This window comes from Actinokineospora baliensis, from assembly GCF_016907695.1.
In the GTDB taxonomy this organism is placed as follows: domain Bacteria; phylum Actinomycetota; class Actinomycetes; order Mycobacteriales; family Pseudonocardiaceae; genus Actinokineospora; species Actinokineospora baliensis.
This window is the reverse complement of sequence record NZ_JAFBCK010000001.1, coordinates 2815850-2842236: the sequence shown is the minus strand read 5'-3', so window position 1 is coordinate 2842236 and position 26387 is coordinate 2815850. Positions and strand designations below refer to the sequence as shown.

General features: G+C 70.0%; 23 protein-coding genes, 2 tRNA genes and 1 pseudogene. 12 read left to right on the top strand and 14 right to left on the bottom strand.

Annotation, left to right across the window (positions count from 1 at the left end; all coding sequences use genetic code 11):
• Positions 1–5 precede the first annotated feature (5 nt).
• A complete protein-coding gene (locus JOD54_RS13585) occupies positions 6–800 on the bottom strand; it encodes an SDR family NAD(P)-dependent oxidoreductase (RefSeq protein WP_204450875.1) in 795 nt (264 codons plus the stop codon).
• Positions 801–925: 125 nt separating this feature from the next.
• On the opposite strand from JOD54_RS13585, the gene JOD54_RS13580 reads away from it, so the two are divergent.
• The 4 genes from JOD54_RS13580 (at position 926) to JOD54_RS13565 (ending at position 5373) form a co-directional block, all read left to right on the top strand.
• The gene (locus JOD54_RS13580; RefSeq protein ID WP_204450874.1) at positions 926–2266 is read left to right on the top strand and encodes an alpha-lytic protease prodomain-containing protein; all 1341 of its coding nucleotides are present in this window, start codon (positions 926–928) and stop codon (positions 2264–2266) included.
• A gap of 95 nt (positions 2267–2361) precedes the next feature.
• A complete protein-coding gene (gene fdhD / locus JOD54_RS13575) occupies positions 2362–3183 on the top strand; it encodes a formate dehydrogenase accessory sulfurtransferase FdhD (protein ID WP_204450873.1) in 822 nt (273 codons plus the stop codon).
• The gene (locus JOD54_RS13570) at positions 3180–4358 is read left to right on the top strand and encodes a CaiB/BaiF CoA transferase family protein (RefSeq protein ID WP_204450872.1); all 1179 of its coding nucleotides are present in this window, start codon (positions 3180–3182) and stop codon (positions 4356–4358) included. The genes fdhD and JOD54_RS13570 overlap by 4 nt, the downstream gene beginning before the upstream one ends.
• 130 nt (positions 4359–4488) lie before the next feature.
• On the top strand, positions 4489–5373 hold the full coding sequence (locus JOD54_RS13565; RefSeq protein WP_204450871.1) for an alpha/beta hydrolase: 885 nt from the start codon (positions 4489–4491) through the stop codon (positions 5371–5373).
• A 307-nt stretch (positions 5374–5680) separates the two neighbouring features.
• On the opposite strand, the gene clpX is transcribed toward JOD54_RS13565, so the two are convergent.
• The 5 genes from clpX to JOD54_RS13540 all read right to left on the bottom strand — a co-directional run bounded on the left by clpX (position 5681) and on the right by JOD54_RS13540 (position 11188).
• Positions 5681–6973 (bottom strand): ATP-dependent Clp protease ATP-binding subunit ClpX, encoded by a 1293-nt coding sequence (clpX, locus tag JOD54_RS13560; RefSeq protein WP_204450870.1) that lies wholly within the window; start codon positions 6971–6973, stop codon positions 5681–5683.
• Between the two features lie 294 nt (positions 6974–7267).
• Positions 7268–7897, bottom strand: coding sequence for an ATP-dependent Clp protease proteolytic subunit (locus JOD54_RS13555; protein WP_372440403.1), 630 nt, complete (start codon positions 7895–7897; stop codon positions 7268–7270).
• 45 nt (positions 7898–7942) lie between these two features.
• Complete coding sequence (locus JOD54_RS13550) at positions 7943–8524, bottom strand: ATP-dependent Clp protease proteolytic subunit (RefSeq protein ID WP_204456263.1); 582 nt, start codon at positions 8522–8524, stop codon at positions 7943–7945.
• 159 nt (positions 8525–8683) lie between these two features.
• Complete coding sequence (gene tig, locus JOD54_RS13545; RefSeq protein WP_204450868.1) at positions 8684–10054, bottom strand: trigger factor; 1371 nt, start codon at positions 10052–10054, stop codon at positions 8684–8686.
• Between the two features lie 129 nt (positions 10055–10183).
• Entirely contained in the window at positions 10184–11188 is a 1005-nt protein-coding gene (locus JOD54_RS13540; protein WP_204450867.1) for an LLM class flavin-dependent oxidoreductase, read from the bottom strand.
• 162 nt (positions 11189–11350) lie between these two features.
• Between JOD54_RS13540 and JOD54_RS13535 the strand changes: the two genes are divergently transcribed.
• On the top strand, positions 11351–11737 hold the full coding sequence (locus JOD54_RS13535) for an SCO5389 family protein (RefSeq protein WP_204450866.1): 387 nt from the start codon (positions 11351–11353) through the stop codon (positions 11735–11737).
• A 242-nt stretch (positions 11738–11979) separates the two neighbouring features.
• Here JOD54_RS13535 and JOD54_RS13530 read toward each other — a convergent pair.
• Positions 11980–12053 (bottom strand) — tRNA-Pro (locus JOD54_RS13530).
• Between the two features lie 67 nt (positions 12054–12120).
• Here JOD54_RS13530 and JOD54_RS13525 point away from each other — a divergent pair.
• Positions 12121–12191: transfer RNA gene (locus JOD54_RS13525), tRNA-Gly, on the top strand.
• Between the two features lie 212 nt (positions 12192–12403).
• On the top strand, positions 12404–12829 hold the full coding sequence (locus JOD54_RS13520; RefSeq protein ID WP_204450865.1) for an NUDIX hydrolase: 426 nt from the start codon (positions 12404–12406) through the stop codon (positions 12827–12829).
• Here the strand turns inward: JOD54_RS13520 and JOD54_RS13515 are convergent.
• On the bottom strand, positions 12817–13341 hold the full coding sequence (locus JOD54_RS13515; RefSeq protein ID WP_204450864.1) for a GNAT family N-acetyltransferase: 525 nt from the start codon (positions 13339–13341) through the stop codon (positions 12817–12819). The genes JOD54_RS13520 and JOD54_RS13515 overlap by 13 nt on opposite strands.
• 120 nt (positions 13342–13461) lie before the next feature.
• Here JOD54_RS13515 and JOD54_RS13510 point away from each other — a divergent pair, with 120 nt between their 5' ends.
• Together JOD54_RS13510 and JOD54_RS13505 are read left to right on the top strand one after the other, a co-directional pair.
• On the top strand, positions 13462–14664 hold the full coding sequence (locus tag JOD54_RS13510; protein ID WP_204450863.1) for a GNAT family N-acetyltransferase: 1203 nt from the start codon (positions 13462–13464) through the stop codon (positions 14662–14664).
• Between the two features lie 63 nt (positions 14665–14727).
• Positions 14728–15513, top strand: a complete 786-nt coding sequence (locus tag JOD54_RS13505; protein ID WP_204450862.1) for a hypothetical protein — start codon at positions 14728–14730, stop codon at positions 15511–15513.
• Positions 15514–15524: 11 nt separating this feature from the next.
• Here JOD54_RS13505 and JOD54_RS13500 read toward each other — a convergent pair whose 3' ends face one another.
• Together JOD54_RS13500 and JOD54_RS13495 are read right to left on the bottom strand one after the other, a co-directional pair.
• Positions 15525–16334 carry an Fpg/Nei family DNA glycosylase gene (locus JOD54_RS13500; RefSeq protein ID WP_204450861.1) on the bottom strand — a complete coding sequence of 270 codons (810 nt, stop codon included), beginning with the start codon at positions 16332–16334 and terminating at the stop codon, positions 15525–15527.
• Between the two features lie 36 nt (positions 16335–16370).
• On the bottom strand, positions 16371–16841 hold the full coding sequence (locus JOD54_RS13495) for a ribose-5-phosphate isomerase (protein ID WP_204450860.1): 471 nt from the start codon (positions 16839–16841) through the stop codon (positions 16371–16373).
• Positions 16842–16938: 97 nt separating this feature from the next.
• Between JOD54_RS13495 and JOD54_RS13490 the strand changes: the two genes are divergently transcribed.
• Positions 16939–17739 carry an MBL fold metallo-hydrolase gene (locus JOD54_RS13490; RefSeq protein ID WP_204450859.1) on the top strand — a complete coding sequence of 267 codons (801 nt, stop codon included), beginning with the start codon at positions 16939–16941 and terminating at the stop codon, positions 17737–17739.
• Between the two features lie 4 nt (positions 17740–17743).
• Here the strand turns inward: JOD54_RS13490 and JOD54_RS13485 are convergent, their stop codons facing one another.
• A complete protein-coding gene (locus JOD54_RS13485) occupies positions 17744–19171 on the bottom strand; it encodes an aldehyde dehydrogenase family protein (RefSeq protein WP_204450858.1) in 1428 nt (475 codons plus the stop codon).
• 804 nt (positions 19172–19975) lie between these two features.
• Positions 19976–20614: a mycothiol-dependent nitroreductase Rv2466c family protein gene (locus JOD54_RS13480; RefSeq protein WP_204450857.1), complete on the bottom strand. Its 639-nt coding sequence runs from the start codon at positions 20612–20614 to the stop codon at positions 19976–19978.
• Positions 20615–20861: 247 nt separating this feature from the next.
• On the opposite strand from JOD54_RS13480, the gene pepN reads away from it, so the two are divergent.
• Positions 20862–23435, top strand: coding sequence for an aminopeptidase N (gene pepN / locus JOD54_RS13475; protein ID WP_204456262.1), 2574 nt, complete (start codon positions 20862–20864; stop codon positions 23433–23435).
• A gap of 924 nt (positions 23436–24359) precedes the next feature.
• Here the strand turns inward: pepN and JOD54_RS13470 are convergent.
• Together JOD54_RS13470 and ctaJ are read right to left on the bottom strand one after the other, a co-directional pair.
• On the bottom strand, positions 24360–24857 hold the full coding sequence (locus JOD54_RS13470) for a DUF5130 family protein (protein WP_372440312.1): 498 nt from the start codon (positions 24855–24857) through the stop codon (positions 24360–24362).
• A complete protein-coding gene (gene ctaJ / locus JOD54_RS13465) occupies positions 24844–25089 on the bottom strand; it encodes an aa3-type cytochrome oxidase subunit CtaJ (RefSeq protein ID WP_204450855.1) in 246 nt (81 codons plus the stop codon). Before ctaJ ends, JOD54_RS13470 begins: the two co-directional genes overlap by 14 nt.
• Before the next feature lie 927 nt (positions 25090–26016).
• Here ctaJ and JOD54_RS36005 point away from each other — a divergent pair.
• Positions 26017–26313: pseudogene (locus tag JOD54_RS36005) on the top strand (hypothetical protein); the annotation flags it as partial.
• Between the last annotated feature and the right edge of the window lie 74 nt (positions 26314–26387).

Here is a 26387-nt window from a genome sequence, read left to right as displayed (position 1 = left end):
GTGCCCTACGTGCGCAGGTAAGAAGCCCCGTTGAGGTCGAGGATCGTCCCGGACGCCCACAGCGCCTCCGCGGACGCCAGGTACACCACTGCCGCCGCGATCTCCTCAGGCGTGGCGACCCGGTCGAACGGGCTCTGCGCGCGGATCGCGTCACCCGCCGCCCCCGCCAGCCGCCCGGACACGCGTTCGGTGTCGACGAACCCGGGCGCGACCGAGGTGACCGAGATGCCGTGGGGTGCCAGGGCGATCGCCAGGGACTGGCCCAGGGCGTGCAGACCCGCCTTGCTGGCGCCGTACGCCGGGTGCTCCGGCTCGCCGCGGAAGGCGCCCCGGGAGCCGACGTTGACGATCCGGCCGCCGCTGCCCTGCTCGATCATGCGGACCGCGACCTGGTGGGTCAGGTTGGCCGCGCCGATCAGGTTGACCGCGAGGACGTCGCGCCAGGCCTTGGTCCAGTCGTCGTAGGACGTGGTGACCGGCGGGTGCGCCGGGGTCAGCAACGCGGCGTTGTTGACCAGGACGTCCACGCCGCCCAAGCCCTCGACGGTCGCCGCCACGAGCGGCGGCACCGCGGCCGGGTCGGTCAGATCGGCGCCGACCGCGAGATGACCGTCGCCGGGCAACTCGGCGACCAGCCGATCGGCCCGATCCACCCGACTGGAGTAGTGCACCGCGATTCGATCACCCTGTGCCGCGAAGGCCCTGGCCACCGCGGCACCTATACCACCGGACGCGCCGGTAACCAGAACTCTGCGTGGTGGTCGGGCCGCCCCGGGCGCCGAATCGTTCCCAGTATTCATGTTCCCACCTTTCCCAGTCGTCGCCGGACGGGAGGTATGACCTCATTGGTATGTACCAATATGGGGGATTTTGCTCCTACCGTCGGGACCTACCCTGCACAACTCGCCCTCAATTGGAGAGCGTGATGAATCGCAAGTTCACCGCTGCCGCACTGGCAGCACTCACGGCGGGTGGTCTCACGACCGCCATCGCCTTAACCCCCTCGGCGACCGCGGGCCAGTCGGCCCCCGCTGTCGCCGTGGCCGATGTGGCCTCGCCCGAGGTCCTCAGCGCCATGTCCCGTGACCTGAAGATCTCCACCGAGCAGGCCAAGCAGCGGCTCAACCGCGAGTACAAGGCCACCAAGACCGAGCAGGCCCTGCGTGGCACGCTCGGCGGCACCTTCGGCGGCGCGTGGCTGGACGCGGGTGCCAACACCCTGACCGTCGCGGTCACCGACGCTTCCAAGGCTGACCAGGTGCGCGGCCTCGGTGCCGTCCCCAAGGTCGTCAGCCGCAGCCAGGCCCAGCTCGACGCGGCCAAGGCCAAGCTGGACGACAACTCCCGCGCCGTGCCCAAGTCCGTCCCGGGCTGGTACGTCGACGTCAACACCAACGCAGTGGTGGTGCTGACCAAGGCGGGCGGCCAGGGCGCCGCGACCGCGTGGGCCAAGGCCAGCGGGATCGACACCGCCGCGGTGCGCTTCGAGACGACGGCCGAGGAGCCACGGCCGTTCATCGACGTCATCGGCGGCAACGCCTACAGCTTCGGCGGCAGCCGCTGCTCGATCGGGTTCTCGGTCGAGGGCGGATTCGTCACCGCGGGTCACTGCGGCTCGGCGGGCACCGCGACGACCAACCCGAGCGGGTCGGTCGCCGGGTCCAGCTTCCCGGGCAACGACTACGGCTGGGTGCGGGTCGCGGCGGGCAACACCATGCGCCCGCTGGTCAACCGCTACTCCGGCAACACCACCGTCTCGGTCGCGGGCAGCACCGAGGCCGCAGTCGGCGCGTCGGTCTGCCGCTCCGGCTCCACCACGGGCTGGCGCTGCGGCACCATCCAGCAGAAGAACTCCTCGGTCACCTACCCGCAGGGCACCGTGACCGGCCTGACCCGGACCAGCGCGTGCGCCGAGCCGGGCGACTCGGGCGGTTCGTGGCTGGCGGGCAACCAGGCGCAGGGCGTCACCTCCGGTGGCTCCGGCAACTGCAGCCAGGGCGGCACGTTCTACTTCCAGCCGGTCAACGAGATCCTGCAGGTCTACAGCCTGCGGCTGCTGACCCAGGGCGGTCCTGACCCGACCACCAGCAACCCGACCACCACCACCTCCGGCAACCCCGGCGGCGGCACGTGGGCCGCGTACACCAACTACGCCGTTGGCGCTGTCGTGACCTACGGCGGCTCCAGCTACCGGGCCATCCAGGGACACACCTCCCTGCCTGGCTGGGAGCCGCCGAACGTGCCGTCCCTGTGGGCGCGGCAGTAAGAGTTCAGCGGTAACCCCCTAGAGCGGGCCGCTCCCCGACGAACGCAGGCGTCGGGGGGCGGCCCTTCTGCTGTGCGCGGACCTAGGCTGGGCGCATGGGACGGGTGACGGTGCGCAGGCCGGTGGTGCGGGTCGGGCCGGAAGGTCGGCGGGTCAGGCCGGACGCGTTGGTGGCCGAGGAGCCGCTGGAGATCCGGGTCGGCGGGCGGGCCTTGGCGGTCACGATGCGGACCCCCGGGCACGACGTGGAGTTGGCGCACGGGTTCCTGTTGACCGAGGGGGTCATCGGGGATCGCGCTGACGTCGCGGTCGCGCGGTACTGCGACGGAGTGGACGACCAAGGGCGCAACACCTACAACGTGCTCGACATCGCGTTGGCGGACGGGGTGCCGCCGCCGGACCCCGGGGTTGAGCGGAACTTCTACACGACGTCGTCGTGCGGGGTGTGCGGTAAGGCCGCTTTGGACGCGGTTCGGTTGAAGACGCGGTACTCCCCCGCCGCCGATGAGGTGCGGGTTCCGGTTGGGACGTTGGTCGGCCTCCCTGATGTGTTGCGGGAGAAGCAGAAGCTGTTCGGTAGTACCGGTGGGCTACATGGCGCTGGACTGTTCTCTTCGGACGGCGAGGCGCTCGTAGTGCGTGAAGACGTTGGTAGGCACAACGCTGTCGACAAGGTGCTGGGGTGGGCACTGCAGCAGGGGTTGGTGCCCTTGCGCGAAACCGTGCTTCTTGTGTCGGGGCGGGCTTCGTTCGAGTTGGTGCAGAAGGCCGCGATGGCAGGGGTGCCTGTGCTGGCCGCAGTGTCAGCGCCGTCGTCGTTGGCGGTCGAGTTGGCCGAAGAGCAGGGGATGACGCTGATCGGATTCCTGCGCGGCGAGACTATGAACCTCTATACCGGTGACGGGCGGGTCGTGTGAGGCCGCTCGATGGCGTAGTGGTGCTGAGTCTTGAGCAGGCGGTAGCCGTCCCTTACGCAACGCGGCTGATGGCGGACCTTGGGGCAAGAGTCATCAAGGTAGAGCGGCCGGGGGCTGGCGACTTTGCTCGGCACTACGACCGCGCCTGCGGGGACGTGTCGAGTTACTTCGCGTGGACGAACGTGGGTAAGGAGTCGCTCGCGGTCGATCTTAAGCATCCTGAGGGTCTTGCTGTGGTGACCGCTATAGCCGCGCGGGCCGACGTAGTGATGTGCAACCTGTCCCCCGCTGCCGCACGCAGGCTTGGGTTGGATGCCGACACTCTGCGTTCGGCACACCCGCAGCTGATCGTGGCGGAACTGTCCTCTTACGGCGATGGCGGTCCTTACAGCGATCGGAAGGCCTTCGACGCGCTGATCCAGTCAGAGACCGGGCTCGTTGCCGCGACCGGGGACGGCCCCTCTATGGCTCGCGCCGGGATCTCCGTGGCGGACATCTCTGCCGGGACCCAACTGCACGCGGCGGTCCTGGCGGCGCTGCTGGGGCGCGCGCGGACCGGCTCGGGTGCCACGCTGCGGCTGACGCTCATGGAGGCGCTGGCGGAGTGGATGCACCAGCCCGCCCTCTACGCGCACGGGACGGGCAGGGACCCGGAGCGGGTGGGGGCGCACCACCCGACGATCGCGCCGTACGGGCCGTTCACCTGCGGGGATGGCGGCGCGGTGCATCTGGCGGTGCAGAACGACGGGCAGTGGCGGCGGCTGTGTGAGGTCGTCTCGCTGGCACCGGACCTGCGGTTCGAGACCGTGGCCGGGCGGGTCGAGCACCGGACGCAGCTCCACGCACAGTTGCAGACGTACTTCGATGGGGTGGACTCTGACGAGTTGCTCGCCGATCTGGACCGCGCGGACGTCCCCGCCGCCCGGACCCGGCCGGTCGGGGAGCTGACCCGGCACCCGCAGCTGGTGGCCCGGCAGCGGTGGACGGAGGTGGCCGTCCCCGGCGGGGTCACCCCGATGATGCGACCGCCCGTCGACGGTCTGACCTGGGAAGCAGCGCCCGTCCCCGCCCTCGGTCAGCACACGGACGACGTTCTCGCCTGGTTGGGGTACCAGCCGGACACGATCGCGGATCTCCGGTCGCGCGGAGTGACTTCGGCGACACCAATGGCCTAGTCGAGCAGGTCGTCGCGGAGAAATGCGACCCTGCGTGTCTGAACCGAGAAACGTCCGGCGCGTCTCACACGATTGAGGTGGGAGACGAACTCAGGAGGGGTCTGGGTCCGTCGGTGTTCGGGGAGGAACCATGGCGGGTCTGGGCAAGGCGCGGGTGAGCAGGCGGTCCCTGCTCATCGCCGGTGCCGCTGGTGCCACGACCGCAGGCATCGCCCTCGGCGCCGCCAGCGGGACCCTGCCGGTGCTCAACGCGCTCGCCGAGGCTGTGGGCGGCGTGGACCCGGTCATCCGGACCGAGCGGGTGCGGTCGGTGGCCCGCGGCGCCGAGATCGACCTGGTCACGATCCTGCCCACCGAGCGACCGGACCGGAACCTGCCCGTCTGCCTGTTCCTGCACGGCCTGCGCGGCAACGCCCGCCGCGCCGCCCCCACCGGCCTGGCCCGCACCCTGGCCAAGGGCGTCGCCGACGGCTCCCTGCCGCCCTTCGCGTTCGTCGCCGTCGACGGCGGCGACAACTACTGGCACGAGAACCACGTCGGCGACAACTCGATGGCGATGCTGCTGGAAGAGGTCCCCCGCTGGCTGACCCAGCGCGGCCTCTCGCCACAGCCGTTCGCCTGCTCCGGCGTGTCCATGGGCGGCTTCGGCGCCCTGCTGTACGCCCGCCGCCGCAACGAACTGGGCCGCCCCCTCAACGCCGTCGCCGCCATCTCCCCCGGCCTCCTGATGTCCTGGCGCGAGATGAGCACCCGCCGCGCCTTCAAGAACAACGTCGAATGGTCATCGCTGGACCCCCTGCGCAATGTCGACAAACTCGGCCAAACCCCCGTCGGCATCTGGTGTGGCACCGAAGACCACTTCATCGAAGGCACCCGCAAGTTCATCCGCCTAGCGCGACCGGAAGTCTCCTACACAGGCCCCGGCGGCCATGGGGACTCGTTCTATAGGGGCGTAGTGCCGTCGGTGCTGGACTTCCTGGGCAAGCACGCGCCAAGGGCGGCGGCCCAGGGGTAGACCGTGGGGGTCCGCGGTGCGTGGGGCTCGTTGAGGATGACGGTGACGCCAGCGCCTCTAGGTGGCGGGGGTGACCACTACGGCATGTGTCCTGGGGAGCGCGGGCTGGCGCGAGCCTTGGCGCGTTGTGCGAACCGGATGGCTAGTGCGCCGCTCGATGGCGTCGAGGTCGAGGAAGTACTCGGCGATGCGGGCGACAAGTTTCGCCTGGACGACCTGGTCGCCCTGGCCAGCGACCGGCTGTGGATGGGGGACACGACAAGGCCGCCGGACCCAGAGGGGTGCGGCGGCCTTGTGGGAGTGCGGGTCAGGCGGACTTTTCGCGGCGTTCGCGGCGGGAGGGCTGCCTGGCGACGATCGTGGGGTTCACGTTCTCGCGGACGGTCTGTTCGGTGATGACGACCTTGGCCACGTCGGTGCGGCTGGGGATGTCGTACATGACCGACTGGAGGACTTCCTCCATGATGGCGCGCAGGCCCCGGGCACCGGTGCCGCGCAGGATCGCCTGGTCGGCGACCGCCTCCAGCGCGGTGTCGGTGAACTCCAGTTCGACGCCGTCCATTTCGAAGAGTTTCTGGTACTGCTTGACCAGGGCGTTGCGGGGCTCGGTGAGGATCTGCACGAGCGAGGCCTTGTCCAGGTTCGTCACGCTGGCCAGGACCGGGAGCCTGCCGATGAACTCGGGGATCAGGCCGAACTTGATCAGGTCCTCCGGCATGGTGTCGGAGAAGACCTCGGCGGCGTCCACGTCCGCCTTGGAGCGGATCTCGGCGCCGAAGCCGAGGCCGCGCTTGCCGACCCGGTCCTGGATGATCTTCTCCAGGCCCGCGAAGGCGCCAGCCACGATGAACAGCACGTTCGTCGTGTCGATCTGGATGAACTCCTGGTGCGGGTGCTTGCGGCCGCCCTGCGGCGGGACGCTGGCCGTGGTGCCCTCGAGGATCTTGAGCAGGGCCTGCTGCACGCCCTCGCCGGAGACGTCGCGGGTGATCGACGGGTTCTCGCTCTTGCGGGCGATCTTGTCGACCTCGTCGATGTAGATGATGCCGGTCTCGGCCCGCTTGACGTCGTAGTCGGCGGCCTGGATCAGCTTGAGCAGGATGTTCTCGACGTCCTCGCCGACGTAGCCCGCCTCGGTCAGCGCGGTGGCGTCGGCGATGGCGAAGGGCACGTTGAGCAGCTTGGCCAGGGTCTGCGCGAGGTAGGTCTTGCCGCAGCCGGTCGGGCCCAACATCAGGATGTTGGACTTGGCCAGCTCGACGGTCTCCTCGCGGGACTCGCGGCCCTCCGGCCGGGCGCGGTCACCGGCCTGGATGCGCTTGTAGTGGTTGTAGACCGCCACGGCCAGCGAGCGCTTGGCGTCGTCCTGGCCGATGACGTACTGGTCGAGGAAGTCGTGGATCTCGGCCGGTTTGGGCAGCTCGTCGAGTTTGACGTCGCCCGCCTCGGCGAGTTCCTCCTCGATGATCTCGTTGCAGAGGTCGATGCACTCATCACAGATGTACACGCCTGGACCGGCGATGAGCTTCTTCACCTGCTTCTGGCTCTTCCCGCAGAAAGAGCACTTGAGCAGGTCTCCGCCGTCACCGATACGTGCCATGACCGCTGACCTCTGTCCCCTCCGGCGCACCCGGGGCGGTGCGCCTGGCTGTGTGTCCGGTCCGGCCGGGCCCGGCTCACCCGGGTCAAAGACCACGCGTGAGGCGGGCCGGTCGCGACCGTTGCCCTCGACGGTACCCGCCAACCCCGCCGGAGCGGGAGAAGCGGGCGCCGACGCGAGCCGATTGCTGCGTTTGCGGTGCCGAAGAACCTAGTCGAACACGGTAGGCCGTCCACGGCCCGCGTGTCGGGTCTTTTCGACCGACCGGGGCCGCAGCCGAGGGATTTCGCCCACTCAGCTCTGCGTGGACAGCTTCCGGTAGGGCAGCACCTCGTCGATGATGCCGTACTCCTTGGCCTGGTCGGCGGTGAGGATCTTGTCCCGCTCGATGTCGATGCGCACCTGCTCGACGTCCTTGCCGGTGTGCCTGGCCAGGGTGGTCTCCAGCGCGCCGCGGACCCGCTGGATCTCCGCCGCCTGGATCTCCAGGTCCGAGACCTGGCCGTAGACGCCCTCGGTGGAGGGCTGGTGGATGAGCACCCGGACGTTGGGCAGCGCGAACCGCTTGCCCTTGGTGCCCGCCGCCAGCAGGACCGCGGCCGCGGAGGCGGCCTGGCCAAGGCAGAAGGTCTGGATGTCGGGCCGGACGTACTGCATGGTGTCGTAGATGGCCATCAACGAGGTGAACGAGCCACCCGGGGAGTTGATGTACATCGTGATGTCGCGGTCCGGGTCGGTGGACTCCAGGTAGATCAGCTGCGCCATCACGTCGTTGGCGGAGGCGTCGTCGACCTGGACGCCGAGGAAGATGACCCGCTCCTCGAACAGCTTGTTGTACGGGTTGGACTCCTTGGGCCCGTAGCTCGTGCGCTCCACGAAGGACGGCAGCACGTAGCGGGACTGCGGGAGGTGCGGAACGTGGATCTCACTCACGGGGTGCTCCTGTTTTCTCTGCGTCCGCGGCCGGGATCAGTTCGCCGAGCCGACGCGCGCCGCGCGGCTCACCACGTGGTCGATGAAGCCGTAGTCCTTCGCCTCTTCCGCGGTGAACCAGCGGTCGCGGTCGGCGTCGGCGGTGACCTTCTCCACCGTCTGCCCGGTCTGCTGCGCGGTGATCAGCGCCATCTCGTACTTCCACTTCGCGTACACCTGCGCGCGGATGGCGATGTCGGAAGCGGTACCCCCCACCCCGGCGGAGGGCTGGTGCATCATGATCCGGGCGTGCGGGAGCGCGTAGCGCTTGCCCGGGGTGCCGGAGGCGAGCAGGAACTGGCCCATCGAGGCGGCCAGGCCCATGCCCCAGGTGGCCACGTCCGGCTCGATCAGCTGCATGGTGTCGTAGATCGCCATGCCCGCGGTGACCGAACCACCCGGCGAGTTGATGTAGAAGGTGATGTCGCGCTCGGGGTCCTCCGCGGCGAGCAGCAGCAGCTGCGCGGTGATGCGGTTGGCGATCTCGTCGTCGACCTCGGAACCGAGGAAGACGATGCGCTCACGGAGCAGCCGCTCGTACACCGAGTCGTTCAGGGTTAGCCCCGCGGTGGACCGCATGTGGGGCGAGAGGTGCTGCGTCACGTCTGCCTGCCTTCTCCAAGTCTGCCTGGGCACTACTGATCTCTAGACCGACAGTAACGAAGGCGGGCGGCGCCGACTTCCCGACACCGCCCACTTTCGCTAAGAGCGTCACTGCTCCTGCACCCGTCCGGGTGGCTACCGCGCGGCGGCTTCCTCCGCGGGGGCCTCCTGGGCCTGCTCGCCCTCGGGGGCGCCGAAGAGCTCGGAGAGGTCCACCTTGGCACCCGAGCCGTCGACGACCTCGGCCTGGCGCACGACCGAGGCGAGCGCCTTGCCGCGGCGCACGTCGGCGAAGATCGCGCCGAGCTGGCCGGACTGCTGGGCCCGCTGCACGTACTCGTCCGGGCTGATGCCGAAGCGCTGGGCCTGGTAGATGATCCGCTCGGTGAGCTCGGCGTCGCTGACCTGGACCGCCTCGGCCTCGGCGATGGCGTCGAGGATGAGCTGGGTCTTGACCGACTTCTCCGACTCCTGGCGCACCTCGGCGTCGAAGTCCTCGCGGGTCTTGTCCTGGGTGGCGAGGTACTCGTTGAGCTTGGCCTCGTCGTGGTCGAACGGGTGCACCGCGTCGTGCTGGCGGGAGGACACCTCGGCCTCGACGACCTTGTCCGGCAGCGGGACCTCGACGGTCTCCAGCAGCGCGTCGAGCACCTTGTCGCGGGCCTGCACGCCCTGCTGCATGCGCTTGACCCTGGTCAGGCGCTCGCGCAGGTCGGTGCGCAGCTCCTCGATGGTGTCGAACTCGCTGGCCAGCTGGGCGAACTCGTCGTCGGCCTCGGGCAGCTCGCGGACCTTGACCGACTGCACGGTGACCGACACGTCGGCCTCGCGACCGGCGAACTCCCCGGCGACCAGCGCGGTGGTGAAGTTCTTGGTCTCGCCGGTCTCGGCGCCGAGCAGGGCCTCGTCGATGCCGTCGATGAGCTCACCGGAACCGACCTGGTAGGACAGGCCGCTGGTCCTGGCGTCCTCGACCTCCTGGCCGTCCACAGTGGCCGACAGGTCGATGGAGACGAAGTCGCCGTCCTCGACCGGGCGGTTGGCGCCGGTCAGGGTGCCGAAGCGGGCGCGCAGCTCGTCGAGCTGCTCGTCGACCTCGGTGTCGGCGAGCTCGAGGTCCTCCACGGTGACGGAGAACTCACCGAAGGCGGGGATGGTGATGTCGGGGCGGACGTCGACCTCGGCGGTGAAGGCGAGGTGGTCGCCGTCCTCCAGCTTGGTCACCTCGATGTCGGGCTGCCCGAGGGCCTTGACCTCACCGGCGGTGACGGCCTCCATGTACTTGGCCGGGATCGCCTCGTTGACCACCTCGTCGAGCACCGGCGCGCGGCCGATGCGGGACTCGATGACGCGGGCGGGGGCCTTGCCGGGGCGGAAGCCCGGGATGCGGACCTGGCTGGCGAGCTTGCGGTACGCGCGGTCGAAGTTCGGCTTGAGCTCGTCGAACGGCACCTCGACGTTGATCCGTACCCGCGTCGGGCTCAGCTGCTCGACGGTGCTTTTCAACGTGTTCTCCTCGTGCGACTGACTACGGCAGTTGCGGTAGTGCCTAGCGGTGGTGGCGGGGCTGCCCAGCTCGGGGCGTTCCCAAGTCCAGCCCGGTCGGACGCGGACGGCCTGGATCAGCCCCCGAGTCTAGGCGAGCTTGCCCAGGTCGGGCCCCGGCGGGGTGGCCTGCCGCGCGCCGAGCTCGCCGAGGGTGCGCAGCGCGTGCCCGGTGGAGCCGGTCACCTCGACCAACGCGATCAGGTGGTCGATCCCCGACCGGCGGGCGGAGACGCGGAGCTGTCGGGCGCACGAGGCCGGGTCGCCGATGGGGTGAAGGTCGCACAGGTGCCGGGCGTACGCCACTGGATCTCGGCTCGGTCCGGGCCCGCCGTCGACCCGGACGTGGGCGGCGAGGCCCTGTTCCAGCCACCCCGGCGCGGTGGCCATGACTTCAGCGACGGCCTGCTCGCGTGAGTCGGCGATGTGGACCACGACGGTGGAGATGTGGTCGGCGCCTATAGGCCCGCCGGAGGCTCGGTAGTGGTCGACGAAGGCGCGCTTCTCGTCGTCGGTCATGTGCATGCCGAGGAGCATGGGAACGCCTTGGGCGGCAGCGAGCTCGACTGTGGCGAGGGAGGTGGAGGCGAGATGGAGAGTCGTTGGGGCTGTTGGGGTCGGGACCATGGGCACTGGCCGAAATGGATGGTCGGCGTTTCCCTCCACTTTCGACTCTCTTAGAGCGCGGAGGAGGAGATCAAGGGCGGCGGGCATGCCTGTCTGATAGCGCTCTAGAGAGGACCCGAAGACCTCTAGATCCATCCATGGACCGCCTCGCCCTACGCCTAGACGGAAGCGGTTGTCGCTGACGACGTTAAGAAGCCGTGCACGCTCGGCGAGGGCTACCGGGTGGGCTGTCGTGAGGACGCTGATGGCCGTACCGACATCGATTCGCGTAGTGCGGCCGAGCAGGTGCGCGGCGAGGGTGATCGCGTCGGGGCAAGTGCCATAGGGCATGAAGTGGTGTTCGGCCACCCACGCGTCGGCGAGCCCTACGCGTTCGGCGGCGACCGCGACGTCAAGCGTCCGGTGGAGGGCTTCGGTGTCGGTCTGTCCGGGGAACCTGGCGGCGAGGAGGAAAACTCCGAGTTTCACGCTTCCGGCTGTTACCGGGTCAGTGGCCAGCGGGCAAGCGGCGGCAGGGTGATCGGTACTGGGCCGTTCCGGTGGCGGGTCTTGTCCGCTGTTCAACGAAGGCGGTACGCAATACTCGCGGCCCGCTCCCCCGGTTGGGCCGCCTGTGACCTGGAGGTGCGGATGTCTCTCGATGTGCCCGCTGACCTGTTGGCGCGCGCCGAAGCCGGCCCGGTGGACGACGCGGACTTCGTCGCGGTGGTCCGCGACTCGCTGCCTTACGCGTGGGAGGTGATCTCCTCGGTCGCGACGTCGGTGGACAGCAGCGGGTTCGCCGACAACGAGGTCCCGCCGCCCAGCGAGGCCGAACGCGGGCAGCTGCTGCGCGCGCTGGCCTCGGACTCGATCCGCGGCGGCCTGGAGCGCCACTTCGGCGTGAAGCTCGCCTTCCAGAACTGCCACCGGGTGGCGGCGTTCACCCCCGCCGCGGTCGACAGCGACCGGTACCGGGCGTTCATCTCGCCGCGCGGGCAGCTGCTCAACCAGTCCCCGGAACTGCGGGACTGCTAGCCGGACCCGGCAGGGGGACGGCGGACTCACTCCCCGCGGGAAGCGACCTCCCGCCCCCGCCTCCCCCTGCCACCCGGCTGCTGCGCCAAGGGCACGGCGATCCACGCCCGTTGGGTGCTCCCTCGGGGCCACGCTGGGTCAGCCACCGATCGCACCGCGGGGGTCTGGGGGGGTCGCCCCCCAGAACGACAGACGGGCGACCCGGTCCACGTTCTCCGTGGACACGAGCCGCCCATCGTCCGTCGGGCAGACAGGATTTGAACCTGCGACCCCCCGCTCCCAAAGCGGGTGCGCTACCAAGCTGCGCCACTGCCCGGGGTCGTGTCACCCAGCCTAGCGGCACCCGCTAGGCTGTTTTTCGCGCGGTACCAGTAGCCGCGTACGCGGGCGTAGCTCAATGGTAGAGCCCTAGTCTTCCAAACTAGCTACGCGGGTTCGATTCCCGTCGCCCGCTCTCCCAGCGGTCAGGCCTTAGCAGGCCTGGCCGCTTTTCGTTAGCTGGGAACGTTCCCAGCCCAAGTTTCGGCGGGTATGGGCGACCGTCGCCGTTGAATCGCCGGGCTGTGTGATGCGAGCCACAGCCAGCCGGGTGATTTTCGCCGGTGCGCGCGAAGAACGGGTCAAGGCCCGTGGTGCCGGTGACCACTTGTTCGGTAGGCAGGAGCCATGTCGCAATCCGGCTATTTCGACCTAGACGTGTCCCAGTCCGTTCGCCGCAGCGTGGTCGGGGCGGGGGTGTGCGTGCTCGACGACGCGGGGCTGGTGTTGCTGGCCCGTGCGGACGGCGGCTTCCGGCTGCCCGGCAAGCCGCAGCCCGCCGGTGAGTCGCTGCCGGTCGCCGCGGTGCGGGCGGTGGAGGAGCTGACCGGGGTGTGGGTGGAGATCACCGGCCTGGTCGGGGTGTTCAACGACGCCAGCGAGCCGTGGAGCGCGGAGCTGGCGGTGTGCTTCCGCGGTCGCCCGGTCGGCGGGCGGCTGTCCACCGCGCGTGCGGCGTGGCTGGAGCCCGAGCGGCTGGCGGAGCTGCCGGTGCCGGAGGCCGTCCGCACCGTGGTGGAACACGGCCTGAACGGCTCGCCCTACTTCACCTGAGCGGGGCGGCGGGCGTACTCGACCTCGAGGACGGGTCTGCCGTCGCCGTAGTCGCGTTCGCGGATCAGTCCGGTCTCGGCGAACCCGGCCCTGGTGTAGAAGCGGCGAGCCCTGGTGGCGCCGAACAACGTCCACAGGCGGATCCTGCGGTACGCGGTGGCACCTAGGAGCACGTCGTCGACCAGGGCTTGGGCGACGCCGGTTCCCCAGGCGGTCGGGTGTGCGTAGAGCGCGCACAGTTCGGCGTCGTGGCGGTTGTCGGGATGGCCGTGATACCAGGCGAAGGCCACGACGCGGTCGCCGCGTTGCGCTACCAGCACGACGTCGTCGGGCCGTTGCGCGGCGAGGCGGTCGCGCCAGGCACCTCGGCGGCGTTCGACGAACGCCGCGAGCCACCGGCTCTCGAAGAGGTCGCGGTGCGACACCCGCCACGCCTCAGCGTGGACTTCTCCGATGGCAGCGGCGTCGGCGGCGCCCGCATCACGGACCAGGACCGGCGCGCTTACCCGCATGACCCGCCCTTGCGGGCAGTCGAAATCCCCATCGGCCCACCATATCGACGCTTGCCCGGTGCGCAACGCCAACGGCAATCCCCTGGCGGTGAGCGGCGATCTGCCGTAGATAACCGGCACGTGGACACCTACACCGTGCGCTCGTTGACACCTGACGAACTCGCCGCCTCCCCGCGCCTGGTGGCAGCGGCTTTCCTGGCCGACTACGCCGAGGAGGGGATCGCGGTCAGGGACGCGGCTCTTAACGCGGACTCTGCGAGTCTTGGCGTGTTCGTCGATGACCGGCAGGTTGGCGGGGTACGCGTGCAAGAGCGGGGTCTACGCGTACCCGGCGGCGACCTCGTGACCTTCTCAGGACTCACCTCGGTGGCAGTAGCGCCGGATTTCCGTAGGCGCGGTGTGCTGACCGCGATGATGCGTCCTGTCCTGGCCAGGGACAGCCCCGCGGTGTCCGCCCTCTGGGCGTCGGAATCGGCCATCTATGGCCGGTACGGCTACGGCGTCGCCACCGAGTCGACGCAACACACGCTGGCCGCTAAGTCACCGTTCCGACCAGGCGTCTCGGCTGACCCTTCGGTGATTCGCGAAATACCCAGAGACGAGGCCATGGCGGTGATCCGGCCCCTCTATGAGCGGTACGCCGAGCAGCAAGTGGGTGCTCTTACCAGGGTCGAAGGCAACTGGGTGTTCCACTACTACGACTCAGAGGCAGTACGGAACGGCCAGACGCAGTTCCGGTTCGCCGTACACCCGGACGGTTATGCCGCCTATAGGGGTAAGCCGGAGTGGACCGACAACGGGCCTCGCGGCACTGTGTTCGTGCACGAACTCGTGGCCAACACTCCTGAGGCATTCACCAGCCTCTGGCGGTACCTGCTCGACATCGACCTCGCGGCGACCGTGGAGTACGAAGGCAGCGGAGACGACCCTCTAGTGCTGTTGCTGCCCGACACCCGCATCGCGGTTCGGAAGAAGTTCCACGGCCTGCACATCCGCCTCACCGATGTGGCCGCCGCGCTCCCTCTACGGGGTTACCAGGCACCAGTGGACGTTGTCGTCGAGGTGACGGACAGCTTCTGCCCCTGGAACGCCGGGCGTTGGCACCTGGTCGCGGCGGACGGCCGGATGACTGTCGCCAAGACGGACTCGCCCGCGGATCTCGCCCTGGATGTGCGGGACCTCGGCGCGGCCTACCTCGGCGGCACCCGCCTAAGCACGCTCGCAGCGGCAGGCCTGGTCACGGAGTACACAACGGGTGCGGCGGCGGCTCTATCGCACGCGATGCAGGCCGAGCGGGAGCCTGCCTGCCGCGAGGTGTTCTGAACAACCCTCGGGAACCAGGGCAGCAGCGTCTCGCGTTGTTAGGGGTAAGACGAAGGAGGCGCTATGGGCGGCGCGGTCGTGGTCATCCTCATCCTCGCGGTAGTGGTCCTCGGTGTGGTGGTGGTCCGCAACCAGGCCACCAGCCGCGCCCGGCAGCTCGACGACGCCAAGGCGGAGGCGCGGCGCTGGGTGGAGCGCCTGGGCGGCCAGGTGATGAACCTGACCGGCACCGACGAACCGTCCCGGCAGGCGATCGCCGACGCGGCGGAGCGCTACACCGCCGCCGGGTCGCAGATGGAGCAGGCGAACACCGTCGACCAGGCCCGGCTGGTCACCAAGACGGCGATGGAAGGCCTCTACTACATCCGCGCCGCCCGGCTGGCCATGGGCCTGGACCCCGGCCCCGACCTGCCGGTGGACCCCGAGCAGCAGCGCGCGGGTCGGGTCGAGCAGGACCGCAGGGTCAGCGTAGAAGGCCACTCCTACGAGGCGTCGCCGATGCCCGGTCGCGGAACGCCGCACTACTACCCGGGTGGTCGCGTGGCCGGTCGCCCGGTGCCGCAGGGCTGGTACAGCGAGCCGTGGTGGAAGCCCGCGTTGGTCGCGGGTGCGTGGGGCATCGGCACGGTGCTGTTGTTCGACGCGATGTTCTCCGGCATGGCGGGCATCCCGGACGCGGCGGCGTGGGAGGCCGGGTACGACGCCGGTCAAGCCGATGCCGTCGCCGACTCCGGCGGTGACATGGGTGGGGACGCCGGTGGCGACTACGGGGGTGACTACGGCGGAGGCGACTTCGGTGGCGGTAGTGACTTCGGAGGTGGCGACTTCGGCGGCGGGGACTTCTTCTAAGAGGGTGGCTCTTAGCCGGGTTGGCAGGTCGGGCACCAATAGTTGTTGCGTGCGGCCAAGACCTCGGTGAGCACCGGGGTACCGCAGATCAGGCAGGGCATCCCGGCTCGGCGGTAGACGTAGACCTCACCGCCGTGCCGGTCCTGCCGCGGCGCCCGACCGGTGGCCTCAGGCAGGTGTTCGTCGCGGACCGTGTCGATCCGTCCCCTGTGGACCCCCAACCGCATGAGGGCCACCAGGTCCACCCACATCTCGTCCCACACCGACCGGTCCAGCTCACGGCCGGTGACCGAAGGGTGGACCCCGTGGCGGAACAGCAACTCCGCCCGGTACACGTTGCCGACACCGGCCACAACGGACTGGTCCATCAGCAACACCGCGATCGAGCTACGGGACCGCGAGATCCGGGACCACACCCGCTCCGGGTCGGCGTCGGCGCGCAGCGGGTCGGGGCCCAGCCGGGCCCGCAGCGCGGTGACCTGCCCGTCGGTGAGCAGCTCGCAGCGAGTCGGGCCGCGCAGGTCGGTCCACCGGTCGGCGCCGACGAGGCGCATCCGGACCTGGCCGACCGGCTCGGGCACCGGGGTGTCACCGTCGGTGAAGGTGCCGTACAGGCCGAGGTGGATGTGCACCACCCGATCGGGGCCATAGCAGTGGAACAGGTGCTTGCCGTGCGCCTCGGCCGCCTCGAGCACCGCACCGTCCACAACGGACGCGTCAGCGGCGAAGCGGCCCTGCGGACTGCTCACCTGGACGGGCGATCCCGCGTACCAGTCGTGGTGCAAGCCCGCCAACCGGTGCAGGGTGTGACCCTCGGGCACGCGAAGTTCACCCCATCGAGCTAAGGGACGGCAGGGTCAGGCGGGGAGCGCGGGCGGTTCGCCGGTGCGCTCGAACTCGCTGAGCTGGTTGATGCGGCGCTGGTGGCGTTCGTCACCGGAGAAGTCGGTGGCGAGGAAGGCCTCCACGATCGCGGTCGCCTCCTCGGTGCTGTGCATCCGCGAGCCGACCCCGATGACCTGCGCGTTGTTGTGCTGGCGGCTCAACTGAGCGGTCTCGACGCTCCAGGCGAGCGCGGCGCGGCAGCCCGCGACCTTGTTGGCGGCGATCTGCTCGCCGTTGCCCGACCCGCCGAGCACGACCCCCAGGCTGCCCTCGTCGGCGACCACGCGGCGCGCGGTCTCCACGCAGAACGGCGGGTAGTCGTCGAGGGCGTCGTAGGCGTGCGGCCCCACGTCGACGACCTCGTGACCCGCCGCGGTCAAGTGCTCGACGAGGTGGGTCTTCAGCTCGAAGCCCGCGTGGTCGGATCCCAGGTATACGCGCACGGGCTGAGTGTGCCATCCGGGTGCGGCGCGGGCGCAGCCGGGCGCTGGCGTGGTCGCGATTACAGTCAATTCGCTGTAGATCCGGTAGAAAGCCGGGATGCGATGGATCGAACTGGGTGACCGGGTGTTCGCCAGCCGCAACACCGAACTGGACCAGACCATGGGGTTGGTGGTCGGCCGGGACCGCTGCCTGGTGGTCGACACCGGCACCGACGAGCGGCACGGCGCGGCGTGGGCGGCGGCGGTCCGCGAGATCACCCCGGTGCCGTGGGCGGTGGTGATCACGCACGCGCACTGGGACCACTTCCTCGGCACCGCCGCGTTCCCCGGCGCCGACGTGTGGGCGCACCCGGCGTGCGCGGCGGAGATGGCCGTGGGTGCGCGGGCGCAGGCCTTGACGTGGGCGGAGCACTACCGCGAGTCCGGTCGGGACCACCTGGCCGACCGGCTGCTGGCCGCCCGGGTCGTCGCGCCGACGCACGAGGTGTCCACGCGGGTCGAGGTGGACCTGGGTGACCGGGTCGTCACGCTGCTGCACCCCGGGCGCGGCCACACCGACAACGACGTCGTGGTGCACGTGCCGGACGAGGGCGTGCTGTTCGCGGGTGACACGGTCGAACAGGGCGCCCCGCCGTCGATCGGCAAGGACGGCTACCCGCTGGAATGGCCCGCCGCGCTGGATGTGTTGCTGGACTTAGCACCCCGGGTGGTCGTGCCGGGGCACGGCGAGCCGGTGGACGCCGGGTTCGTGCGTGCGCAGCGCGCGGAACTCTCGGCCATCGCGGGACTTTTCGACGGTGTGCGTAGTGGCTCGCTGACCATAGAGGAAGCCTTGGCGCAGAGCCCTTATCCGGAAGAGGCGACCCGTCCCGCGCTAGAGCGGGGACGGGTCGCGTAGGCCACTACAGCTGGATGGACTTGACCTCCAGGAACTCCTCCAACCCGAACCGACCCAACTCGCGGCCGTTGCCCGACTGCCGGTAGCCGCCGAAAGGCGCGACCGGGTTGAAGGCACCGCCGTTGACGTCGACCTGACCGGTGCGCAAGCGCTTGGCAACCGCGACCGCCCGGTCTTGGTCGGCGCCGAACACTGCGCCCGCCAGGCCATAGATGGTGGAGTTGGCGATCGCCACAGCCTCGTCCTCGTCGGCGTAAGGCAGGATCGAGAGAACAGGGCCGAAAATCTCCTCTTGCGCGATCCGCATGTCAGCGCGGACCCCGGCGAAGATGGTCGGCGGCACATAGGCGCCGCGCTCGGGGAGGCCGTCGGTCTTGCCGCCATAGGCGAGAACGGCGCCTTCTTCGACACCCAGGCGGATGTAGTCGAGCACGCGGTCGCGTTGGGCGGCCGAGGACATAGGGCCGATCCTCGTCGCCTCGTCGAGCGGGTCCCCCACGGTGTACTTCGCCGCCGCGGCGACCGCGAGCTCAACGGCCTCGTCGTGCCTGCTGGCGGGAACCAGCATGCGGGTCCACGCGGTGCAGGTCTGGCCGCCGTTGATGTAGGTGTTCGCCAGGCCGATCTTGACCGCCCTACCCAGGTCGGCATCGTCGAGGACCACGTTGGCCGACTTACCGCCCAACTCCAACGCGACCCGCTTGACCGTCTGCGCGGCCACAGCCGACACGCGCTTGCCCGCGGCGGTAGAACCGGTGAACGACACCATGTCCACCCGCGGGTGCGCCGCGATGGCCTCCCCCACGACCGGGCCGGTGCCATGCACCAGGTTCACCACGCCCGCGGGTACACCCGCCTCGGCGAGGATCTCCATGAAGAGGTTGGCGTTGAGGGGGGCAACCTCGCTCGGTTTGAGCACGACGGTGTTGCCCGCTGCGAGCGCGGGAGCGACCTTGGCGGCGATCTGGTGCAAGGGGTAGTTCCACGGCGTGATCGCGCCCACGACACCGATCGGCTCACGAACGACCAGGGAGTTGCCGATCTCCTCGGTGAACGCGTACCCACCCTCGACCAGATCCGCGATCCCCGCGGTCGTCGCGGCGGGCAGGCTCGCCTGGACCTTCGTCGCGAACCCGATCGGCGACCCCATCTCCGCCGTGATCAACGCCGCGATCTCGGACCGCCGGGCGATGACCCCCTCGGCCACCTTGCGCACGACGGCCGCGCGATCGCGGGGATCCCTCGCGGCCCACCCCGCGAACGCCTCAGCCGCGGCGGCGACAGCGGTGTCCACATCGGCCGGGGTGCCCGCGGGGACAGCCGCGATGACCTCCTCGGTCGCCGGGTTGACCACCTCGATGCGCTCACCGGCCGACTCGACCAGCGTGCCGCCGATGACATGACCCGCGCGGATGGTGACGGGAGCAGCCATGAGTCCTCCACCTTGTGACACCTGAAGTCAATTTCGGAGCCAGAGTGTCACATCGGGGCGGGGTCGCGCACATGCGGGCGGGTGGCGCTGTGGTCGCGCCGCGCTGAGCAGCCCCCGAATCGAGGGTAATGCGAGTGGGGCGCGGGGAGCGGGGTGAAGCTGGGCCTGTGGACAGCTGGCGGGCATGGGGACAGCGGCACGGCGTGGACGGGCCAGCGTGGTGGGCGCGTCTGGCGCGGAAGCAAGATCAACACGTGCTGAGCAGCCCCCGAATCGAGGGTAGTGCGGGTGGTGGCGCGGTGGGCGCGGTGAACTCCGGCCTGTGGACAGCTGGCGGGGTTGGGGACGCACCGGGGCGGCTCGGGCAGCGCAGGTGTGCGGGATGGGCCAGCGCGCTTGGGCGCGCGGGGTGGCCGCCGCGAGCGGCAAGATCAAAGCGGAGTGAGCAGCCCCCGAATCCAGGGTAGGGCGGTGGGGGCGCAGCGGGCGGGGGTGAACTCGGGCCTGTGGACAGCTGGCGGGGATGGGGACAGACAAGGCGCGCGCCGGGGGGGGACGCGGGCTGCGCAGGGCGGGATTGGCCAGCGTGGTGGGGGGCGCGGGATGGTCGCTGCGGAAAGCAAGATCAAAGCGGAGTGAGCAAGCCCCCGAATCGAGGGTAGTGGGGGCAGCAGCGCGGTGGGGGGGATGAACGGGGCCTGTGGACAACCGGCGGGGTTGGGGGCAGGGGGCGCCGGGGTGGAGGCAGCCCTGTGGACAACCGGTTGCGTTGGGGGCAACCGGTTGTCGTGGGGGGTCTGCGGGCTAGTCGAAGTTGAGGTCGCCGGTGCGGGTGCGCTTGAGTTCGAAGAACTTGGGGTAGCGGGCCAGGGCCACCGCACCGTCGAAGACCGCCAGGGCGTCGTCGCCGCGGGGGATCTCGGACAGGACGGGGCCGAAGAAGGCGACGCCGTCGATGTGGATGGTGGGGGTGCCGACCTCCTGGCCGACCGGGTCCATGCCCTCGTGGTGGGACTTGCGCAGCGCCTCGTCGTACTCGGTGCTGGTCCCGGCCTCGATCAGCTCGGCGGGCAGGCCCACGTCCGCGAGCGCGCCCTTGATCGCCTCGGTGTAGTCCTTCTCACCCTTGTTGTGGATCCGGGTGCCCAGCGCCGTGTACAGGTCCCGCAGGACCTCCTCGCCGTGGTGCTGCGCGGCGGCGATCGCCACGCGGACCGGCGCCCAGCCCCGGTCGAGCAGCTCGCGGTACTGCTCCGGCAGGTCCGGCTTGTCGGCGTTGAGCACCGACAGGCTCATCACCCGGAAGCGCAGGTCCAGGTCACGGTGCTTCTCGACCTCCAGGATCCAGCGCGAGGTGATCCAGGCGAACGGGCAGATCGGGTCGAAGTAGAAGTCGACCTTGGTGGTCTTGTTCCCAGTGTTGCCGACCGATGGTGCAGTCATGAAAGGTCTCCAGAGTTGGATCTTCGCCGCGTGTGGTGGGCGTGAGCGAGCTCCCCCACCCCTGCAACACCCCGCCGCTGGGAAAGCTTCCCCATGGTTGGGGGCACCACGGGCCGCCGGGGCGTGATTGGATGCGATTGTCATCTACGACCCGCCAGCGCGCGGGTCAGCGGTGAGCCAGCCAGAGTCCGCAGTCCCAGCTGTTCCCCGCCCCAGTCCGACCGACGAGTTCGCCGAGGTGTTCGCCGTGGCCGCGCCCAACCTGACCCGAGACCAAGCCCAACAGCGCGCCGCGCTGCTGGAGGTGGAGTCCTACTCCATCGAGCTGGACCTCACCGACGGCGTCGGCCAGCCGGGCGAGACGACCTTCGCCTCCCGCGCCACCGTCCGGTTCACCAGCCGCGAGGCCGGTGCCAGCACGTTCATCGACATCGTCGCCGAATCGGTGGTCTCCGCCGAGCTCAACGGGGTGGCGCTCGACGTCTCCGGCTACGCGCAGGAGAACGGCATCGAGCTGACCGGCCTCGCCGAGCGCAACGAGCTCACCGTCGTGGCGACCTGCCAGTACACCAACACCGGTGAGGGCCTGCACCGCTTCGTCGACCCGGTCGACAAGGGCGTGTACCTGTACTCGCAGTTCGAGACCGCCGACGCCAAGCGGATGTTCGCCTGCTTCGACCAGCCCGACCTCAAGGCGACCTACGCGATCACGGTCACCGCCCCGCGGTCGTGGAAGGTCATCTCCAACGCCGCGGCCGAGTCGATCACCGACGTGGCCGACGTCGAGGGCACCGCACGGCACGTGTTCGAGACCACCAAACCGATGTCCACCTACCTGGTGGCACTGGTGGCCGGTCCCTACGCCGAGTGGCGCGACGAGTTCACCGACGAGCACGGCACCATCCCGCTGGGCATCTACTGCCGGGCCTCGCTCGCGGAGTTCATGGACGCCGAGCGGCTGTTCACCGAGTCCAAGCAGGGCTTCGCGTTCTTCCACGACAACTTCGGCGTCGCCTACCCGTTCGGCAAGTACGACCAGTGCTTCGTGCCGGAGTTCAACGCGGGCGCCATGGAGAACGCGGGCTGCGTGACCTTCCTGGAGGACTACGTCTTCCGCAGCCGGGTCACCCGCTACGCCTACGAGCGCCGGTGCGAGACCGTGCTGCACGAGATGGCGCACATGTGGTTCGGCGACCTGGTCACCATGCGCTGGTGGGACGACCTGTGGCTCAACGAGTCGTTCGCGACCTGGGCCAGCGTCCTGGCGCAGGCCAGCGCCACCGAGTACGAGCACGCCTGGACCAGCTTCGCCAACATCGAGAAGTCCTGGGCCTACCGGCAGGACCAGCTGCCCTCGACGCACCCGGTCGCCGCCGACATCCCGGACGTGCAGGCCGTCGAGGTCAACTTCGACGGCATCACCTACGCCAAGGGCGCCGCGGTCCTCAAGCAGCTGGTCGCCTACGTCGGCCTGGACAACTTCCTGTCCGGGCTGCGGGTGTACTTCGGCAAGCACGCCTGGGGCAACGCCACCCTCGCCGACCTGCTCGCCGCGCTCGAAGAGGCCTCCGGCCGGGACCTGTCCTGGTGGAGCGCGCAGTGGCTGGAGACCACCGGGCTCACCTCGCTGCGCGCCAAGTTCGAGGTCGACGCCGAGGGCAGGTTCACCGAGTTCGCGGTCCTGCAGGGCGGTGCCAAGCCGGGCAAGGGCGAACTGCGCACGCACCGGGTCGCCATCGGCGTGTACGACGACGCGACCGACACCGTGGGCAAGCTGGTGCGCACCCACCGGGTGGAGATCGACGTCGACGGCGAGCGCACCGACGTGCCCGAGCTGGTCGGCATCGAGAGCGGCAAGCTGGTGCTGGTCAACGACGACGACCTCACCTACTGCACGATGCGCCTCGACCCGGGTTCGCTGACCACGCTGATCGACCGCATCGGCGACATCACCGAGCCGCTGCCGCGCACGCTGTGCTGGTCGGCGGCGTGGGAGATGACCCGCGAGGCCGAGCTCAAGGCCCGCGACTTCGTCACCCTGGTCTGCCACGGCCTCGAGGCCGAGACCGAGGTCGGCGTGGTCCAGCGGCTGCTGCTGCAGGCCCAGACCGCGATCACCTCCTACGCCGACCCGGACTTCGCGCCGACCGGCTGGCAGCAGTTCACCGACCGCGTGCTGGAGCTGGCCCTGGCCGCGCAGCCGGGCTCGGACCACCAGCTGGCCCTGGTGAACGCGCTCACCGGTTCCGTGCTCGACGAGGCCAAGCTGGGCGTGCTGCGCGGCTGGCTGGACGGCACGGCGGAGCTGGAGGGCCTGCTGGTCGACACCGACCTGCGCTGGCGCCTGCTGCACGCCCTCGTCGCCCACGGCGCCGCCGGGGACGACGAGATCGACGCCGAGCTCAAGCGCGACTCCACCGCGGCCGGACAGCGGCAGGCGGAGCGGTCCCGCTCGCTGCGGCCCACCGAAGCGGGCAAGTCCGAAGCCTGGCGCCGCGCCATCCACGACGACGACCTGCCCAACGCCATCAACGAAGCCATCATCGGCGGCTTCTCGCACCCGGCCCAACGGCCCCTGCTGCAGTCCTACGCCCCGCAGTACTTCGCCGACGTGGCGGGTGTCTGGGCGCGGCGCTCCAGCGAGCGGGCGCAGTCGGTCGCCCTGGGCCTGTTCCCGGCCTGGGCGGTACGGTCGGAAACCGTGACCGCAGCCGACCAGTGGCTGGCAGGCGACCACCCACCCGCCCTCCGCAGGCTCGTGTCGGAGGGTCGCGCCGGCATCGTCCGCGCCCTCGCCGCCCGCGAGTTCGACGGCTCCTAGAGGCACACCGGCTGCGGCGCTCGCGCCGCAGCCCTCTTACGCCAAGAGGCCCCGGACCACTGTGGTCTGGGGCCTCTTGCATTGGCGCTAGGCACATCTTCAGCTTGGACGATGCCGCCGCGGCGACCGCCGCCGAACCATTGGCGGACAGGCGACCACCCCGCCCGCCGCCACCTTGGGCCTACAGGCCGCACACTCACTGCCCGCGAACTCGATGTCTCCAACGAGGGCTTTGGACCACCGGCCCGGCTTCTTGCGTTTGCCCTAAGCCCGCCCGGCCGCGTCCCATCCCCCACCGCACCTCTGGGGGGCGTCCCCGGCGCCAGTGTATCGGGGGTTGGGGGCGGGGAGGGGGGTGGCGGAAAGTTGGGGATGGTTGTGGGGGTTGTGGATAGAGGGAGTGGCAGGTCGGGGGCGAGTGGGGGTGGGGAGACCAGCCGAATGGGGGTGGCGGTGCGAGCCGGGTGGGTGGCGGGAAATGCCCTCCGCCAACTGTGTCGACTGGCGCATCGACATTGCCGAGCACTGCCTGCCCGCCAAACTCGGCGACGCTTGAGAGCGAAATGCGAAGAGGCCCCGGGCCACAGCGGTCAGGGGCCTCTTTCGTTCGCCCAAAGCCTGCCCAGTCGCGTCCCATCCCCCACCGCACCTCTGGGGGGGGCGTCCCCGGTGCCAGTGTACCGGGGAGCGAGGGCGGGGAAGGGGGTGGCGGAAAGCTGGGGATGGTTGTGGGGGGTTGTGGATAGAGGGAGTGGCAGGTCGGGGGCGAGTGGGGGTGGGGAGACCAGCCGAATGGGGGGTGGCGGTGCGACATCGGCGGTGGCCTCCGCGAGCGGGTTTGGTGATCGATATCGCCGAGCACTAAGAGCGAATGCGCAAGAGGCCCCGGACCGATGTGGTCCGGGGCCTCTCGGGCGTTTGCTCTTAGTGCTTGGGGGCGTGGCCCGCCTGGTCGGCGAGCATGCGGAGGGCGCTGACCAGGCCGCCGACCAGGTCGCCTTCCTTGAAGGAGGCGACCATGCTCATGACGGCCAGGTTGCAGCCTCGGTCGGTGAGCCTGCGGGCGGACTCGGTGCCGGTGACGATCTCGACCCTGCGCTGGCCGGGGGACACCGCCAGCAGGACCGACTCCGCCGAGTTCGCGCCGATGGCGGCGTGCAGGTCCTCGGCGCGGGCGCGGGTGTCCGCGCCCAGGTCGCCCAGGTACACGCTGAAACCGATGCCGGTCGCGCGGGAGGACAGGGTGAGGGCCTCGTCGAGGCGGGTCAGCGCGACCGTGGAGAACGGGAGGCCCGGCGGGGCCACCTCGCGCTGCTTGGCGACCGACACCCGGCCGCTGATGGTGCGGACGGCGCCGTAGCCGTGCTCGGGGTCCTCAACCAGGACGTCCGGCTCGTGCCGGACGAGGTCACCAGCCACCACGGGCTCCTCCCTTGGCCGTGTGCACCGGGGTGCCCGCCTCGGCGGTGCCCGCGTGGGCGGAACCCAGGCCGGCGGGGTTGGCCGTCCACCACACCGGCTCGTGCTCCCACTCCTGGCCGGGGCGGTACCGGGGTGCCTTGGCGAACCTCTCGCGCAGGGTCATGAGGGCGATCACGCCGTAGATGGCCAGCGGGACCGCCGCGAAGACGAGAAGGGTCTCGACGAGCGTCACAGCGGATACGGTAGCCGACAGGGCGCTGACCGGCCGAGACGGCCTCGCGATGCGATCACGGGTGCGAGCACTGCTCCAGCCGACCAGCCGGTGGTCGCGCCACGTGAGCGGTTGGTGCTCCCTTGGTAAAGCTGCTGGGCCGAGAGACGGCCGAGACGGTAGCTCTTTGGGCCTATCAACAAGGGGCGAACGGCCTCAAACGCGCACGCCAGGGCCCTTGGGGGTTGCCGACGTCTTGTCGGTTACCGATCTGAGTCATAGCTTTCACCTGTACGGCCCTTGCGAAACGACTCCTCCGCTTCTCTCGATGCGCAACCGCCCTCAGGAGGCCACCCCATGTACACCATCGCTTCCCACGACGCGGCAATGATCATCACCCAGATGGCCGACTACACGCAACCGGGTGGCGGTGCCCTGGCGGGACGGGGGACCCGGGTGACCCGCGGGACCCGGGTGACCGCCCTCCAGGGTGACACGGAGGTGACCTTGCACACCAGGGGGATTTCGGCCGGGCGCGGCACCCGGGTCACCCGCGGCACCAGGGTGACCGCGGCGGAGCGCGGCACGCGAGTCACCAGGGGAACCCGCGTGACCGGGGCGGACAGGGGCACCAGGGTCACCCGCGGAACCCGCGTCACCGCCGTGGAACGCGGCACGCGGGTCACGGGATCCGACCTGGGTATCTGGGTCACCCGCGGCACCAGGGCGACGGCGGCGGAGCGCGGGACGCGGGTCACCAGGGGAACGCGCGTCACGTCGGTGCTCGAGTGCGGCACGAGGGTCACGCGTGGGACGCGGGTGACAGCACTGCTCGAGAACGGCACCCGCGTGACGAGGGGAACCCGGGTCACCAGGGGCACTCGCGTGACGGCGGAGCTCGTCAACGGCACCCGCGTCACCCGCGGAACCCGAGTCACAGCGGAACTCATCAACGGCACCCGCGTCACCCGCGGAACCCGAGTCACCCGCGGCACCCGAGTCACAGCGGAACTCATCAACGGCACCCGCGTCACCCGCGGAACCCGAGTCACCCGCGGCACCCGAGTCACAGCGGAACTCATCAACGGCACCCGCGTCACCCGCGGAACCCGAGTCACCCGCGGCACCCGAGTCACAGCGGAACTCATCAACGGCACCCGCGTCACCCGCGGAACCCGAGTCACCCGCGGCACCCGAGTCACCCGCGGCACCCGAGTCACCCGCGGAACCCGAGTCACGGCTGAACTCATCAACGGCACCCGGGTCACGAGGGGAACCCGGGTCACCTCAGAACTCATCAACGGCACTCGGGTCACCCG